The organism is Nitrosophilus kaiyonis, assembly GCF_027943725.1.
Taxonomy (GTDB): Bacteria; Campylobacterota; Campylobacteria; order Campylobacterales; family Nitratiruptoraceae; genus Nitrosophilus_A; species Nitrosophilus_A kaiyonis.
Window position 1 is genome coordinate 1,683,517 of sequence record NZ_AP025696.1, and the last position, 16,637, is coordinate 1,700,153.

Sequence of the window (16,637 nt, forward strand, 5' to 3'; positions counted from 1 at the left end):
ATGTCTAATGACTAATGACTAATTTTATATGGTATTTTATCCTTTACTCCAGCTTTTTCAAATCCTTTTAGTCTTAATCTGCAGCTATCGCAAACACCACAAGCCTCATCTTCAGCTTGATAACAGCTCCATGTAAGTTCAAGCGGTACATCAAGCTCTAATGCTTTACTAACAATATCTTCTTTATGAAGATGTATAAGAGGAGTTTTTATCTCTATATTTGTTTCATCTTTAGTTCCAAGATTTATAGCTTTTGTCATTGCTTCTATAAAACTCTCTTTACAATCTGGATAGCCACTACTATCCTCTTCAACAATTCCTATATAAATTGCTTCTGCTCCCTCTTTTTCAGCTACTGCAGCAGCAATACTTAAAAATATACCATTTCTAAATGGTACATAGGTTACCGGAACACCAGGTTTAATCCCTTCAGTTGGTACAGCTATATTTTTATCAACTAATGCTGAGGCTCCAATTTGTTTAAAAAAAGGAAGGTCTATTTCATAACTTTTGGCACTTAATTTATTTGAAATTGCTCTAAAACATTTTAGCTCTTTATTTTCAGTTCTTTGTCCATAATTAAAATGTAATGCAATTATCTCATACCCTTCTTTTTTTGCTATATATGAAGCTACAGCACTATCCATTCCACCGCTAATTATACATACTGCTTTTTTCATTTAAATCCCAATTTTTTATTGTGATTTTATCAAATTTTTTTAAGAATTTGCAATCCATTATATTTAACTTTTTCAAAACCTTTTATATTTTTTACAATATCAGCATGTCCCAATATTAGATATCCTCCTAAATGTAGCAAATCTCTAAAAATCTTTAAAGCTTCTTCTCTTTTTTCATCATCAAAATAGATAAATAGGTTTCTGCAAAATATAAAATCAAATTTTCCGATACTATAAATTGAATGATCAAATATATTTTGTTGAATAAATTTTATATTTTTTTTATATTCATCTTTGAGCATATAACTATTGCCCAATTTTTCAAAATATTTTTCTAATATATTTTGAGGCACATACATAACTCTTCTTTTTGGATAGATTGCTGTTTTTGCTATCTCTAATACTTTTGAATTTATATCTGCACCTATTATTTCAAAATTCTCTATATTATTTTCTAAAAGAAATATCAAAAGAGTGTAAGGTTCTTCTCCACTAGCACAAGGAAGAGATAAAATTTTATATGATTTTGATCTATTTTCTTTAATCTTTTCCACTACAAATTCAAAATGTTTAATTTCTCTATAAAAATAGCTTTCAGAAACAGTTAAAAAGTTTGTAAAATATTGGAAAAGCTCATCATTACTTTTTAATTCCTCATAAAATAGCTCACAATTAGAAAAATTTAAATCCTTAAAAAATCTAATGATTTTTTGCTCTAAAATATTTAATCTACTCTCAAATACAATTCCAGTTCTTTCTTTAAAAAGTTTTAAAATATTAATAAGGCAATTAGTCATTTAAAAATCTTTTTATCTCTTTTATAATTTCATCAAGAGAGAGAACTTCATCACATGCATTTAACTCTTTTGCTCTCCTTGGCATACCATATACAACAGAACTCTCTTTATTTGAAGCAATAGTTTTAGCCCCCTTTTCTTTTAGCATTAATAGTCCCTCTACACCATCTTCTCCAATACCAGTTAAAATAACTGCAAGAGTATTTTTTATATCTTTTTTTTCTTTAGCTAAAGATAGAAAAAATCTATTTATATCTGGTTTATAAAATGAGTGATTATCATTTGCTAAAATAAAATATTCATCTTTATCATTTTTATAAATTGTATCTTTTTGAGCTGTACAAATATAGATATATCCTTTTTGAATATTTAAAAAATTATCAGTAATTAAAATTGGGATTTTAGTTATTGATGAGAGTCTTTTTATAAAATTTTCAATAATTTCAGGCTGCATATGTAAACATATGACTATTGCTCCATCAATTTTTTTATCAAGAGATTTTATAATTTTTTCTATTATAGAAGGCCCACCAGTAGAAACACCAATAGCTACTATTTTCATGTTTTAAACTGGTCCAATAAATTACTTAAATCTTCAATCTGTTTGTATAAATGTTCTGTTGCTGTTGCAATCTCTTCAACACTTCTTGCATTTGAAGATGATATTTCATTGATTTTATCAATATCAGCGATTATCTCTTCTATCTCTTTACTAATCTCTTTTATTTTTGTTGATGAATCTTTTGATTTATTCACAGTTGTTTCCATAACTTCTGTAATTTCATCTACATCTTTTTCTACTTTACTTGCTGAATCAGTTAATTTTACGAACTCTTTTGCATTATTTGAAATCAAATTGCTAATTTCATTTATTGAAGAGATTAAACGATTTATAGTTTCATTTATAGTTTCGACATGTTCGCCAGATTTTTCAGCCAAATTTCTTACCTCTTCTGCAACTACTGCAAAGCCTTTTCCATGCTCACCAGCTCTAGCAGCTTCAATTGCAGCATTTAAGGCTAGTAAATTTGTCTGATTAGCAATATTTTCTATTAAATCCAAAACATCTTTTGTCTCATCGGCTCTTTTTACAAGATTTTCAAGATCTTTAACTACTTTAGACTCATTTTCAGCACTCTCTTTAACTATATCTATAAAATTAAGAATAGTCTCTTTTGTACTCTCAAGCTTTTCATTAGCTTTAGATATATCTGAGCTAGATGCATCTAAACTTTTTATAGACTCTTCTAGCGGGGATTTAGTTGCATTAGCTTTATTTGTAGTTTCAGATACTATAGTTGCTTCCTCTTCTGCTCTTTTTCCTATTTCCATTGCTGTAGAGCTTAACTCTGCTGCTATAGAGGCATCTTCTTGAGCTGCTATTTTTGCTTGTATAATAGCATTTTTTGAAGAGCTTAAAACTTCATTAATACTTGTAGCTATTTCGCCTATCTCATCTTTTGTATCTAACTCTATTTTTTTCGTTAAATCTTTATTATGTGCAATATCCTCAAGAATATTTCTTATTTTAGATATCGGAAGATTTATAGATCTGTATGCTATCAAGTATCCTAATAATAGTGTAATAAATATTGCAACTATAGTGTATATTGAATTTATCAAAATATTTTTTTCCTCTTTTGATATTTCAATATCAATACTTTTTATTAATTCTTTAGAGATATAATCTTCCACTTTTTTTAAAAGATTTATTTTCATAGTAATCTCTTTAAACCAATAAGATGGATCAATATTGAATCCCCCAATATTTGCTTTTTCTATAGCAATATTTTCCATTCTTTTAACTTCATCTACAGCTTTTCCTTTTAAAGTCTGTTTATAATAATTTATAAAATTTTGTGGCGCTGCAACTTCAAAAGATTTTAAAAAAGACTTTTGCTCACTTATTAAAGTGATAAATTTTACAAAAAAACCTGGAAGAAATTTATCTCTTGCAAAGGTATTTGAAAGAACAGCTCTTTCTATTCCTGCTCTTTCTTTAGAGAGTAAAAAATTTGTATATGCTATTAACTCTTTTGCTAGCTTTTCATTATGTGCTTTTTTTGAAACCATAGCTATAGTATCTAAAAAAAGCCCATTCATCTTAGTATAATAGCTAATGGCATCTTTAGCATTAATCTTGAAACTGTCTATTTTATTTCTTACTTTATTAATAATTTGAAGTAAGTTATTTGCTTTTTTAAATCTATTTTTAATTTTAATATTTATTTTTTCAAAGCTTTCAGATTTTATAAAATTTTCAAGTTCTTTTTTTCTTTTATCAGTTAATTTTCTTTGCTCTTTAATCTCCATGCTAAATTTTTTACCACCACTTCCTAAAAATCCTGCAGTCCTTCCCCTCTCTTTTTGCAATTCATGAACAAGATTTGAAATTTTTATAGCAAGATAAATCTCTCTTTTTATATCTTGATTCTTGTTTAAATCATGATAATTATTAGAAATTAATATATAAGATAATATTGCAGTACTAAATACAGATATTGCAACAAGAAGTATTAGTTTTGCTTTAATTGTCATATCTTTTAAAAAGCCCATCTAAAATCCTTAAAAAAATGATAATAGATATTTTATTATTTTAATATTTAAATTAAATTAAACAACATTATTCTAAAGATTATTTTGATACAATTTATAAAAAAATTAAGGATTAAAAATGATTGAATTTGATAATAGAACTGAATATCAGTTTGATATAAAACTCCTTGAAAATATTGCAGATTCTTTAACCCAAAAAGATATAGAGTTAATTTTAACAGATGACGAAGAGATAAAAAAATTAAATAAAGAGTTTAGAGGTATTGATAAACCAACAGATGTATTAAGTTTTCCATTAGAAGATACTCCTGGATCAATGCTTGGAGTGATAGTCATATCATTGGATAAAGTTTTGGACGCTGCACAAAAATATGGACACTCTCCTTTAGAGGAATTTGCTCTCTTATTTATTCATGGTCTTTTACATCTTTTAGGATATGATCATGAAAAAGATTCTGGTGAGATGAGAGAAAAAGAAAAAGAGATTATTGAAAAATTTCATCTTCCTAAAAGTTTAATTATAAGAAATGAGAATTAAGTTAGTTAGAAAATTAAAGTCATTAGATATTAGACATTAGTCATTAGGGATTAGTGATAGTGGATAGTGATAGTTAAAAACTAATTACCATTATCTAATTCTAATATCCAGTGTCAAACTAAAAAAGGAGCATTTTTGGATTTTTTAATATTTATAATATCTATGGCGGTACTTATAAAAGGTGCTGATATTATTATAAAAGAGTCAGAAAGGATTGCTCTGCATTTTAATATATCTGAATTTGTTATCGGAGCAACATTAGTTGCTCTTGGCACAAGCCTACCTGAAATGGCAGCAAGTATTGCAGCAAGTTATAACCACAAAAGTGAAATGGCTGTTGCAAATGTTTTAGGAAGTGTGATATTAAATATCACATTAGTTCTTGGTCTAATATTTTTAATAGCAAAAAATATATCTCCAAAAAGAGATATTTTTGCAAAAGATAGTACATGGGCTTTAATACCAGTTTTTGTCTTTATTTTAATGGCATTTGATTCAGTTATAACAAGATTTGAGGGAATTTTATTTTTAATATTGATGGTTGGATATTTGATATTTTTATCAAAAGAGGCAACACTTTTAAGTGAAGAGATAGATAAAGATTTAGAAAAAGAGCCATTTAAATGGAGTAAAACTATTATATTTTTAATCCTTGGTTTTATTTTTGTTGTAAAAGGAGCAGATTATGCAGTAGAGAGTGCCTCAAATATAGCAAGAGAGTTTGGAATAAGTGAATGGATAATTGGTCTATTTCTTATAGCTTTTGGTACAAGTCTTCCAGAATTAATAGTTAGTATAGTAGCGGCAATAAATAAAAAAGCTGATATGAGTATAGGAAATATTATTGGATCAAATGCTGCAAATTTTACAGTTGTTCTTGGTTCAGCTGCTTTAGTAAATCCGCTTAAAATTGATATTCATAAATATATATTTGATATTTCTACTGCTTTAGTTGTATCAGTAATTTTAGTATTTATAACTGCAAATAGAATGTATAATAAATCTGCAGGTATTGCACTTTTATCAATTTTAGCTCTTTTTGCATATAACTCAATTGTACATTTATAATTAATGGCCAGCTTTAATATATCCTAGTTCAATAAGTTTATCATATATCTTAGATACTATTGGGCCAGCCGCACTACCACCGTGACCGCCATGTTCAACTAATACTGTCACTATATATTTAGGTTTTTTATAGGGCCCATATGTAGTAAGCCAAGCGTGAGATCTACTGAAATATTTTAATTCATCCTCTTTCATTCTTTTCTTTTCATCTTGTGGAATACCTACAACCTGAGCAGTACCAGTTTTTCCAGCTATTTTTATTTTTGTATCTATATGAGCAGTAGCTGTACCTTTTGGATGGTTACAAACCTCATACATTGCTTTTTGTATAGTTTTTAATTTTCTTCTTTGAATATCTGATAGTGCATATTCATATTTTGGTTTATAATCTTTATCAACAAATTTTTTTGCAAAATGAGGGGTTGGAAGTCTTCCTGAAGCAAGAAGTGCAGTATATCTTGCAATTTGCATAGGAGTTACAAGATCATATCCTTGTCCGATTGAAGCAACTACTGTTTCACCTATATACCATTTTCTATTATATTTTTTCTCTTTCCACTCTTTGTTTGGAATAATACCTATAAATTCATTTGGAAGATCAACACCAGTTTTTTTTGAAAATCCAAGTTTTTTTAAAGTATCTGATATTTTATTAATTCCAACTTTTAAACTTCCTTCATAAAAATAGACATCACAGCTCTCTCTTATAGCTTTTTTCATTCTTGTTTCGCCATGACCAGTAGTTTTCCAACATCTAAATCTTCTTTTGCCAATTTCTATTGATCCATTACAAAAAAATGGAGTATACTCACTAATCTTTCTCGAATCTAAAAACGCAAGTGCGACTCCCATCTTTATTGTTGAGCCTGGTGGATATAATCCATTTATAAGTTTATTTGTAAAAGGGTGATTGAAGTCTGAAATCAATTCAAACCATTTATCTTTTGATATACCAGATACAAACATATTAATATCATATTCGGGAAAACTTCCAGCAGATAAAATCTCGCCATCTATCCCCATAACTATAGCAACCCCTGCCTTTCCCTTAAAAAGTTTCTCTATATATTTTTGTAATCTAATATCAATTGATAAAATGAGATTTCTATTTTGTATAGGCTCTTTTATTTCTAAAGTCTCTATCTCTTCATTAAAAGCAGTTACTTTTACTTTTTTGTAACCAAGTTCTCCTTCAAGATATCTATTATAAAACTTTTCTATTCCAGCTTTACCAATTATTCCTACCATTTTAGCAACTTTATCTTTTTTTGCCTCCTTTGGATTTGTTCTTGAAACATAACCTATAATATGCGAAGCAAGATCTCCATTTGGATAAAATCTTTTAAATGTTGGCTCAACCAAAATATCTGGATTTAAATTTAGTTTTGAATAATATGGCAAGACTTTTTCAAATGGTAAAAAATCAACTACCTCTATAAAATCATGATTATAAGGAGAATCTTTTCTTTTATATTTTCTTAACATCTTTTCAAAATCAACCTCTGAAAAGAGCTTTTTTATATATTTTAAATTTTTTTCCAATTTTTTATATCTTTTTTTATAACTTAGATGTGGTGCTACTTTAATTTTAAAACCTATTTTATTAACTGCAAGTGGATTTAAATTTCTATCTAATATTTCTCCTCTTGTTGGGATTATCCATTCAGTTTTTATCATATTCTGTTTTGCAAGAATCTCATAATAGCTATTTGATTTTATACTAAGAAAATATAATCTACTTAATAAAAGTATCCATACAAAAATAAAAATATAAAAAACAATTTTTAGTCTCATTATCCCACAACCAAAACAATAAATATTTCTAACAATATATAATAAATATAGTATAAACCTATCTCAAATAAATCGATATTAAATATTTTATGCAATAAAAATAAAAACATAGGGTAAGATATATAGAAAAAAATTATGGAAAGAATTTTTAATAAGGCTGAATTTGAAATAATTTTAAATAATCTAAAAAATAGTGGATAAAGCAAAAGATATAGTAAAAAAGTTGAAAATATTGGGATATTATGATCTATTTCAAAAAGTAAAGTATAAAAAAGAATATATATTAAAATAATATTTTTTCTTTCTTTATAGCTATTTAAAAAAAACCAAAATGCTAATCCAAGCATTGGTGGGAAAAAAGGAAATATAGTTGTTAAGACTTCATAAAATATTGATAAAATAAAGACAATTAGATGCCTTATATTTTTTTGATCATCGATATTTCGTTGCATATAGGAAAATGCTTGCATTTTATACAATCTGTCCAAATTTTGTGTTCTGGTATTTTTTCTTTTTCAATTTCTATAAATCCTAATTTTTCAAAAAATTCTTTATTATAAGTAAGAGACAAAACCTCTTTTACACCAAGATCTTTCCCCTCTTCCAATGCTTTTAAAACAAGATTTTTGCCAATTCCTTTACCTCTGTATTTTTCATCAACAATTAAACTTCTAATTTCAGCTAATGTTTTTGTATGAATATGAAGAGCTGTAAAACCAGTAATTTTATTATCAATTTTTGCAACAATGTAAGATCTAATATTTGTTGCAATCTCATCATCACTTCTTGGCAAAATAATTCCATCTTCTACAGCTTTTCTAACAACATGCTGCATCTCATCAATATCATAAAGTTTTGGTTTTAAAAACTCAATCTTCAAACTTTTTTCCAAAAATATACTCCAATATAACTTTTTTAAGCTCTTCTATTCCTTTTTTTTTCAGATTTGAAACAAATATTGCACCATTATGCTCTTTTTTTAATTTTGAAAAATCCTTCTGTTTTAATTTATCAATTTTAGTAAAAACTTCTATCAATTTTTGGTCTGGTCTTAATATGGATAAAATAAAATTTTTTGCCTCCTCATCTATTTTTAAATTTGGATGTCTTGCATCTCTTATAAATACAAATACTCTTATAGAATCTCTCTTTTTTATAAAATTTGTTAAATTTTTTTGCCACTCATTTTTTAATGATTTTGAAGCTTTTGCGTATCCAAAACCAGGTAAATCAACAAATCTTAAAGGATACCTTTCATCATCTACTTTATATTCTATTTCAAAAAAATTTATTAATCTTGTTTTTCCAGGAGTAGATGAGCTTTTTGCTAAATTTTTTCTATCTACAAGGGAATTCAAAAGAGAACTTTTTCCAACATTGCTTCTTCCCAAAAAAGCTACTTCACTAAAACTCTCAGGAGGAGCATCTTTAATTGATGGAGCAGAAGTTAAAAATTCGGCCTTTACAGCCTTAATCACTTTTTAGCCTTTGTTGAATTTTCTTCAACTTTAAATATAAATTTAACAGGTTTTGTTTCACTTCCTTCTACTTTTGCTTTTCCGCTACTTTTGTTTACAACTATTTTTTCACCGTAGATTTTTCTTTGGTCAGGCATTTGAACTATAAAGACATCTTTTTCAAAGATATACTCTTTAGAATTTGGCAAATAGATAATTTTTTGTGCCTTTCCCTCATATGTTTTATTATTATCCAAAACAATAAAAAATTTTACATTTTTTATCGCCTCATATTTAACAGGTTTTCTTTTTTTATCAAAATAGACTATCACTTTTTGTGCATCAATTTTATCTTTTCCTTTTTTAATATGAACATCTTTAGTAAAAATTGATATAAGTTTTTTCTCATCTGCCTCAAAATTTTTTGATGTAATTTCAATATCTTCTGCCAACGCTGACATTAAAAAAAGTATCATTAATAATGCTATTTTTTTCATTTTTTACTTCTTATTTTTGATTTTTGCATTAATATTTTTAGCTAAAATTTTACCTTTATTTCTATAATAAATCAAATTATCTCCCAAAACTATGGCACTTTTTGTAATTAATTTAAATTTTGTTTTTGTACTAATTATCTCTTTTTTTAAATTATAAACTGCCATATCTGTATAAAACTTAAAATCTTTTGTTTTATATTCAATACTATCATATAAATTTATAATATCTTTTTTGTAAACACCTTTTTTTGCTATTAGATTTTCAATATTTTTATCATTTTTTTTATATTCAAAATCTTTTATTTCAAATCTATCTTTATATTTTTCTCCAATTTTTCCGATTAGAGTACTTTTTGTACCATTTTTTTCAATTTCATTTAATATAAAATTTTCAAAAACAACTTCTGGTATATCTTTGATATTTTTAGGAGAAATTTTATAAGGTTTTAAATATATTGTCCAAAGGATAGAAAAAATTATCAAAAATAGAAAAAAATTGATTAATTTCAAGCTATACCTTTTGTCCAATAGTTATAATATTCATCAAGTTTTCCCTCTTTTTTTAATAGATATTCTATCATTTCTCTAACTGCCCCTTCCCCACCATTTCTACTTAAAACAACATCCACATTTTTTCTAATATATTCAATAGCATCATTAGGACAAAAACTTATCCCTACTTTTTTTAAAAGTCTATAATCATTCAAATCATCACCAATTGCAGCTATTTTTTCATAATCTATGTTTGAGCTTAATTTTATCTCTTCTAAAGCTTCTACTTTATTATTCATTCCTTGAAATAGATAATGAATACCCAACTCTTTTGCTCTTTTTTCAACTATCATTGAGTCTCTTCCAGTAATTATTGCAACTTTTTTTCCAAATCTCATCCACTGTTTTATTGCAAAGCCATCTTTTATATTAAAGCTTTTTATTTCATCACCACTATTTGAATATATTATTTTTCCATTAGTCATACATCCATCAACATCTAAAACTATTAAATCTATCAAACAACACCCTTTGTACTAGGAATGTGAGCTTTCTCATTTATTTTTAAGGCTCTTCTCAATGCAACAGCAAATGACTTAAAAGCTGCTTCAGCAATATGATGTCTATTTTTCCCTCTTTTTTTAACAATATGAGCAGTTATCTTTGCATTAAATACCAATGCTCTAAAAAACTCTTCAAAAAGTTCAGCGTCAAATTCGCCAATTTTCCCATCTATATCTACATCATAAACTAAAAAAGGCCTATTACTTAAATCTAAAGCAGACTCTACTGCTGCTTCATCCATTACAACAATTGCGTCACCAAATCTTTCCCTATTTTGCAAAGGATATATAGCTTTATATAAAGCCTCTCCTATAACAATACCCACATCTTCCACACTATGATGAAAATCTACATGAATATCACCTTTGCATTCAACTTCTAAATCTATTTGTGAATGTTTTGAAAAACTCTCTAACATATGATCAAAAAAACCTATGCCAGTTTTAATATCATATTTTCCACTTCCTTCAATATCTAGTTTAACAAAAATTTCTGTCTCTTTTGTTTCTCTTTTTATCTCTATCATGAAAATTCCTTATTTAATATTAGTAATTGGGAATTGGGAATTAGTATTAAGTTTGGTATTAAACTATCACTATCCACTATCACTAAATTCTACTAATGACTAATGACTAATCTCCTCTCATTTCCTTACAACAAATGCACCATCAAACATACCTCTAGCGATGAAATCCCTTGCCTCTTCTTCACTATTAAATCCCATTAACCAAACTCTATATAAAGGTTTATCATCAACAATAAATTTTTTTATCACAGCTTTATATCTATTATCTACCAAAGAGTATCTTCTTTTTGTAATTAAGGCTCCTTGATACCTTCTAAATGAGCCTATCTGTACACCAAAATTTGATAATTTTACCTCTTTTTTTACATTTTCCTCTTTTGCTAAAGTTGATATAATTTTATCAAAGCCCAATACTTGCAGTTCTACAGGAGCAGTTCCCGTTGCAATGATATCCAATTTTTTTGCTGCACTATAGGAAAGATCAATAAGTCTATTTTTAACAAATGGACCTCTATCATTAATTCTTACTACAACACTTTTTCCATTTCTCAAATTGGTCACTTTGACCATGGTATTCATAGGAAGAGTCTTGTGAGCAGCTGTAAAATCATACATATTATAATATTCGCCATTGCTTGTTCTTTTCCCATGAAAATTTGGACCATACCAACTTGCAATACCTCTATAGATTGTTCCCACTCTAACAACTGTTGGATAATATACTCTGTTTCCAACTTTGTATGGTCTCATTGTAGCTCTGTGAACTGCTTTAGAAGATTTTGGTTTAGAATATACTGCTGATGGATATGTATAACTATATCTATTTGCACAGCCAGAAAAAAGAAATGTTATTAGTAAAATAAAATAAAATTTTTTAATTGATAATGACAAGCTTTTCTCCAACTCTAATTAAATGATTTTTTTTATCATTGAGTTTTTTTAATTTAGCTACAGTAATCCCATACCTTTTTGAGATAGATAAAAGAGTATCGCCTTTTTTAACTCTATATACTATTTTACTCTTTTTTGGTATTGGAATAATTAAAGTTTGATTAATTTTTAATATATTTGATTTTAATTTATTAAAATCTTTTATCATTTTATATGAAATTTCATATTTATTAGCAATTTTCGCTAATGAGTCACCCTTTTTAACCTTATAGATTATAAAAGCTTTTTTAATATTTGATGGTTTGTAGTTTTCTTTAAAATCTGCAAGTTTAATATATGGAATATAAATATCATAATTTTTAGCATATGGTGGAACAAAACCATACTTTAAATGGGCATTTAACTCTCTTAATATAGAACTTTTTATTCTTATATTTTTTGCTATATCATCAATTACATCACCACCTTTTGCTTTTACAATGGCTAAAGAATAGGCAGAACCTCTATTTAAAATATAATCAAAATCGCTTTTCAAAAAATAGTTTTCATCATTTCCAATAAGTGCTAAAGCTATAATTTTTCTAATATATCTCCTACTCTCTTTTGGTAAATATCTCTTTTTAGGATCGATTAAAACATTTAAATCTTTTGTTTTAGCTCTTTTAATAGCTCTTATTACCCTTCCCTCTCCTGAATTGTAAGCAAGAGCAGCAAGATACCATCTTCCAAATTTTTTATGAAGATATTTTAGATATTTTATAGCCGCTTTGGTTGATTTTACAGGATCTTTTCTTTCATCAACGTACTCATCAATTCTTAATCCATATTTTTTAGCAGTTTGAGGCATAAATTGCCAAATTCCTATAGCTTTTTTATTTGATTTTGCATGTAGTGAAAAATTTGATTCAGCCATAGCCATAAAAAGAAAAACTTGAGGTATTTTTGCTTCACTTATCAATCTTTTAATTGTAGGAATATATATAAATGAATCACTTTTTGTATTAAAAAAGTGGCTTTTTTTATATTTTTTGAACTCTTTTTTAATTGCAATAAAATCTTTATTTGCAATAAAAGATGTATCCACATCAAGACTTCTTAATATTTCTATCTCTTTATTATAAAATTTTCCAAAATCAAGACTTGCAAAAATCTGTATAGCAAATAATAGTATTAAAAAAATCTTTTTCAAAAAATCTCCTCAATTTTTGATTTTGCTTTATTTTATTAAAATTTTTATAAAAAACATTTAAATAATCTTTTTGCATTCTCTGTAGTTATATTACATACCTCATCAAAATCCATATTCAAAATCTCAGCTATTTTTTTCGCAATAAATATTGTATAGTAAGGCTCATTTCTTTTTCCTCTATATGGATGAGGAGTGAGATATGGAGAATCTGTCTCTATTAAAATTTTATTTATAGGAATTTTTGGAAGAATATTTACTAATTTTTTTGCATTTTTAAAAGTTATAACACCACCTATACCAAAGTAGAAATTGTGTTTATCTAAATCCAATAAAATCTCACTTGCATTAAAGCAGTGCAACACACCACCAACCTCTTTTGCACCATTTTCTATTAAAATCTCTCTTGAATCAAAACTTGCTTCTCTTATATGAACAATTAAAGGCTTATTTACCTCTTTTGCAATTTTTATATGCTCAATAAAAATCTCTTTTTGTCTTTTTTTTATCTTTTCTTTTTCCTTTTGCTCTTTAGGAAGTCTATAATAATCTAACCCACACTCGCCAACAGCTACACATTTTGGATGATCTAAAAATTTTAAAAGATAATCTTTATCAAACTTATCTATCTCATATGGATGAACCCCGGCTGCGAAAAAAACTTCATCATACTTTTCACTAATCTCTTTTGCCCTCTCTAAATCATCAGGATCAGCTCCTGGAATGATAAATCCTTTAACATCATGCTCTTTTGCTCTTTTTATAACTTCGTCCAAATCATCTTTAAACCTTTCATCATCCAAATGACAATGTGTATCAATTATCAAAATATCTCCTTTTTTAATTAGGCATTAGGAATTAGGAATTGGGAATTGGCCGCTTCACCCCTTATCCCCTTACCTCCTTACTTTCTAACTTTCTAACTCTCTCACTCACAAAAATCTAACCAAAAATCTTCATTCGCTTCGCTCATTTGATTTTTTTCAATGTAAACTAGCTGTTCGTATGCTCAGACACAAAATTCCTTGATTTCGGCTTCGCATATACTCTCGTCTTCGCTTCGGGACGCAAGCAAAGCAGTTTGCTTGCTCAAAGCTTCACTTTGCCCTCGCTCACTATCCCGCTATGCCCCTATTCCACTAATCTAGTATTACTTAACATCTTCTTAGCAAACTCTTGAGCCTCTTTTGTTATCTCTTCACCACTTATTATTCTAGCTATCTCTTTAATTCTATCATTTAAATTTAACTCTTTTACAACACTTTTTCCATCCTCTTTAGTGACTAAAAAATGTTGATTGGCTAATGAACTAAGCTGAGATTGATGAGATATTGCAAAAATTTGATATTTTTTTGATAACTCTTTTAATATTTTTGCTACTCCCATTGACTCTTCACCACTAACATTTGCATCAATCTCATCTAAAATCAAAATATGATTTTTGATATCTTTATATCTGCTCCATGCAGCCATAAAGGCAAGTCTTAGCCTATTAAACTCTCCTGAGCTTATATTTTTAAAATTTACACCTTGAAGCTCTAATGAAAAATGATCTGTACCTGTTTCATCCATCTCTTTTGAACTATATTTGATATTTGCTTTTGGAAGTTTTAGATCTTTTATAAATTTGTTAATATCTTCTTCTAAAAGAGTTGAAGCTTGTTTTCTGTATTTACTCAATTCATCTACTAATTTTTTCAAATCATCTAATAACTTTTGAAGCTCATTTTCTAATTTTTCCTTTTCAAAACTAATATTTTCATATTTTTTTAACTCTTTAACTTTTTTCTCTCTATATTCTATAGCTTCTTCTATAGAACCATATCTTCTTTTTAATTCTGATAGCTCTTCAATCCTATTTAAAATATTTTCGATATCCATATCCTCAAGTTCAAGCAATCTTTGCTTTTCATTTTCAAATATCTCTCTTAGTTCATTCATAGCTTCATCAAAAAAAGAGCTATCTTTTCCTATCTTTTCTAAAGCATCAATGATATAACTTTCATATTCAAAAATATTTTCTGCCCTAGTTATTGCCTCTTGAATTTTTTCTCTTTTTGAAAGATCTTTCTTGATAGAAATTAATTCCTCATATTCCCCTATTTTAGGAGAGACTCTATCTATTTTTTCAATTTCATATTTTGCAAATTCAATTAAATCATTTACTTTTTTTTCCTCTTCTTTAATCTTTTCATACTCTTCATTTAATTTTTTATATCTGTAATAACTATTTTTAAATTGTTCTAAAATATTTTTAAAATCTTCGTATTTTTTTGAAGCAATATCATCTAAAACTTTTATAATATTTTTACTTTTAAAAATTTCTTCATCTTTTTGACTCAAATAACTCACATAATTTTTAAAAATTTTTGATAAATTTTTTTTAGATACCATTTGTGAATTAATAAAATATCTTACTTTTTCTTTTTTTATTCCTTTTATAACTAATAATTCATCATTTTCTATTCCATAATCTTCTAAGTTTAAATCTATATCTAAAGTCACTTCGCTAACAGTAGCATTTTGATTTTTTAGTCCAAAAAGAGCAAGTATTGAATCAATTAAAACTGATTTTCCAGCACCACTTGGGCCAGTAAAAACAATAAGACCTTTTTTAAATTCTAATGAAATATTTTCAAAAGATAAGCAATTTTTTAAATAAAATCTCTCAATCAATTACATCCCCCAATGAAGCTTTTCTCTTAAAACTTCAAAATAGTTTCTCTCTAATCTATGAATAAGTTTAGCACCAATTTTTGCCTTTTTTATTGTGATAGAATCTTCAGGAGTAAATTCATATATCTCTTGGCCATCTATAACCATTAACGCATTTTCTTTTACAGTTTTTATCTCTATCTCAAACTCTGCAGGCAATACAAGCGGCCTTTGTGTAAGTGAGTGAGGACATATTGGTGTTAAAATATATGCATCAGTTAAAGGATAAACTACCGGTCCACCTGAAGCAAGATTATAAGCAGTTGATCCAGTTGGAGTAGAGATAATCAATCCATCTCCATAATATGTATTAAACCATTTTTTATCTATAAATGCATCAACGTGAATCATTTTAGATATTGAACGCCTTGTAATAACTATATCATTAAAAGAATACATCTTCTCTTTTTTTCCAGATATCGATGCTTCCATCATCATACGATTATCAATTCTATATTCACCTTTTTTTAATTTTTTTATAAAGTCTTCAATCTCATTTGGCAAAATATCAGTTAAAAAACCAAGTTTACCTACATATATTCCAAGAACTGGTTTATGGCATCTATAACTTCTTCTAACTAAAGAGATTAAAGTTCCATCGCCTCCAATAGATACTAAAATATCGCTATCTTTACACATTGAATCAAACTCTTGTCCCATAACATCAATCATTGAGGCACTTATGCTATCTATTAAAACTTCAATATTCTCTTTTTCAAAAGCACTCTTAATTTTAAAAAAAAGCTCTTTTAATTCAGGTGATGATGGTCTTAAGATTACTCCAACTTTTTTAATATCCATAAATTTCCTTCATAATTTTAGTAATTGGTAATTAAGAATTGGGAATTAGTTTTCCTTCAACCTTCCCTCTTCTAC

At 27.2% G+C, this 16,637-nt stretch carries 18 protein-coding genes; 2 read left to right on the forward strand and 16 right to left on the reverse strand.

Features of this window, described 5'->3' with window-relative positions; genetic code table 11:
- Positions 1 to 11 precede the first annotated feature (11 nt).
- Genes queC through QML81_RS08800 form a run of 4 tightly spaced genes read right to left on the reverse strand, consistent with a single transcriptional unit; the run spans position 12 to position 4,033 of the window.
- Positions 12 to 680 carry a 7-cyano-7-deazaguanine synthase QueC gene (queC, locus tag QML81_RS08785; RefSeq protein ID WP_281951058.1) on the reverse strand — a complete coding sequence of 223 codons (669 nt, stop codon included), beginning with the start codon at positions 678 to 680 and terminating at the stop codon, positions 12 to 14.
- A gap of 29 nt (positions 681 to 709) precedes the next feature.
- Positions 710 to 1,477, reverse strand: coding sequence for a CheR family methyltransferase (locus QML81_RS08790; protein ID WP_281951059.1), 768 nt, complete (start codon positions 1,475 to 1,477; stop codon positions 710 to 712).
- The gene (locus QML81_RS08795; protein WP_281951060.1) at positions 1,470 to 2,039 is read right to left on the reverse strand and encodes a CheB methylesterase domain-containing protein; all 570 of its coding nucleotides are present in this window, start codon (positions 2,037 to 2,039) and stop codon (positions 1,470 to 1,472) included. Before QML81_RS08795 ends, QML81_RS08790 begins: the two co-directional genes overlap by 8 nt.
- Positions 2,036 to 4,033 (reverse strand): methyl-accepting chemotaxis protein, encoded by a 1,998-nt coding sequence (locus QML81_RS08800; RefSeq protein WP_281951061.1) that lies wholly within the window; start codon positions 4,031 to 4,033, stop codon positions 2,036 to 2,038. Before QML81_RS08800 ends, QML81_RS08795 begins: the two co-directional genes overlap by 4 nt.
- 118 nt (positions 4,034 to 4,151) lie before the next feature.
- On the opposite strand from QML81_RS08800, the gene ybeY reads away from it, so the two are divergent.
- Together ybeY and QML81_RS08810 are read left to right on the forward strand one after the other, a co-directional pair.
- Positions 4,152 to 4,571: an rRNA maturation RNase YbeY gene (ybeY, locus tag QML81_RS08805; protein ID WP_281951062.1), complete on the forward strand. Its 420-nt coding sequence runs from the start codon at positions 4,152 to 4,154 to the stop codon at positions 4,569 to 4,571.
- Between the two features lie 135 nt (positions 4,572 to 4,706).
- On the forward strand, positions 4,707 to 5,639 hold the full coding sequence (locus tag QML81_RS08810; RefSeq protein WP_281951063.1) for a calcium/sodium antiporter: 933 nt from the start codon (positions 4,707 to 4,709) through the stop codon (positions 5,637 to 5,639).
- Here QML81_RS08810 and mrdA read toward each other — a convergent pair whose 3' ends face one another.
- From mrdA to QML81_RS08870, 12 genes are all read right to left on the reverse strand, one after another.
- Positions 5,640 to 7,433 (reverse strand): penicillin-binding protein 2, encoded by a 1,794-nt coding sequence (gene mrdA / locus QML81_RS08815; RefSeq protein ID WP_281951064.1) that lies wholly within the window; start codon positions 7,431 to 7,433, stop codon positions 5,640 to 5,642. It abuts the gene before it with no gap.
- Between the two features lie 418 nt (positions 7,434 to 7,851).
- Entirely contained in the window at positions 7,852 to 8,268 is a 417-nt protein-coding gene (locus QML81_RS08820; RefSeq protein ID WP_345741176.1) for an N-acetyltransferase, read from the reverse strand.
- Positions 8,269 to 8,302: 34 nt separating this feature from the next.
- Entirely contained in the window at positions 8,303 to 8,908 is a 606-nt protein-coding gene (gene yihA / locus QML81_RS08825) for a ribosome biogenesis GTP-binding protein YihA/YsxC (RefSeq protein WP_345741177.1), read from the reverse strand.
- On the reverse strand, positions 8,908 to 9,387 hold the full coding sequence (gene lptA, locus QML81_RS08830; protein ID WP_281951067.1) for a lipopolysaccharide transport periplasmic protein LptA: 480 nt from the start codon (positions 9,385 to 9,387) through the stop codon (positions 8,908 to 8,910). Before lptA ends, yihA begins: the two co-directional genes overlap by 1 nt.
- Positions 9,388 to 9,390: 3 nt before the next feature.
- A complete protein-coding gene (gene lptC, locus QML81_RS08835) occupies positions 9,391 to 9,897 on the reverse strand; it encodes an LPS export ABC transporter periplasmic protein LptC (protein WP_281951068.1) in 507 nt (168 codons plus the stop codon).
- On the reverse strand, positions 9,894 to 10,400 hold the full coding sequence (locus QML81_RS08840; RefSeq protein ID WP_281951069.1) for a KdsC family phosphatase: 507 nt from the start codon (positions 10,398 to 10,400) through the stop codon (positions 9,894 to 9,896). The genes lptC and QML81_RS08840 overlap by 4 nt, the downstream gene beginning before the upstream one ends.
- On the reverse strand, positions 10,397 to 10,969 hold the full coding sequence (gene hisB, locus QML81_RS08845; RefSeq protein WP_281951070.1) for an imidazoleglycerol-phosphate dehydratase HisB: 573 nt from the start codon (positions 10,967 to 10,969) through the stop codon (positions 10,397 to 10,399). The genes QML81_RS08840 and hisB overlap by 4 nt, the downstream gene beginning before the upstream one ends.
- Positions 10,970 to 11,086: 117 nt before the next feature.
- Positions 11,087 to 11,860, reverse strand: coding sequence for a septal ring lytic transglycosylase RlpA family protein (locus QML81_RS08850; RefSeq protein ID WP_281951071.1), 774 nt, complete (start codon positions 11,858 to 11,860; stop codon positions 11,087 to 11,089).
- Positions 11,844 to 13,049 carry a LysM peptidoglycan-binding domain-containing protein gene (locus QML81_RS08855; protein ID WP_281951072.1) on the reverse strand — a complete coding sequence of 402 codons (1,206 nt, stop codon included), beginning with the start codon at positions 13,047 to 13,049 and terminating at the stop codon, positions 11,844 to 11,846. Before QML81_RS08855 ends, QML81_RS08850 begins: the two co-directional genes overlap by 17 nt.
- Before the next feature lie 44 nt (positions 13,050 to 13,093).
- Positions 13,094 to 13,873: a TatD family hydrolase gene (locus QML81_RS08860; protein WP_281951073.1), complete on the reverse strand. Its 780-nt coding sequence runs from the start codon at positions 13,871 to 13,873 to the stop codon at positions 13,094 to 13,096.
- 304 nt (positions 13,874 to 14,177) lie between these two features.
- Positions 14,178 to 15,722 carry an AAA family ATPase gene (locus tag QML81_RS08865; protein ID WP_281951074.1) on the reverse strand — a complete coding sequence of 515 codons (1,545 nt, stop codon included), beginning with the start codon at positions 15,720 to 15,722 and terminating at the stop codon, positions 14,178 to 14,180.
- On the reverse strand, positions 15,723 to 16,562 hold the full coding sequence (locus QML81_RS08870; RefSeq protein ID WP_281951075.1) for an NAD(+)/NADH kinase: 840 nt from the start codon (positions 16,560 to 16,562) through the stop codon (positions 15,723 to 15,725).
- Positions 16,563 to 16,637: the final 75 nt, after the last annotated feature.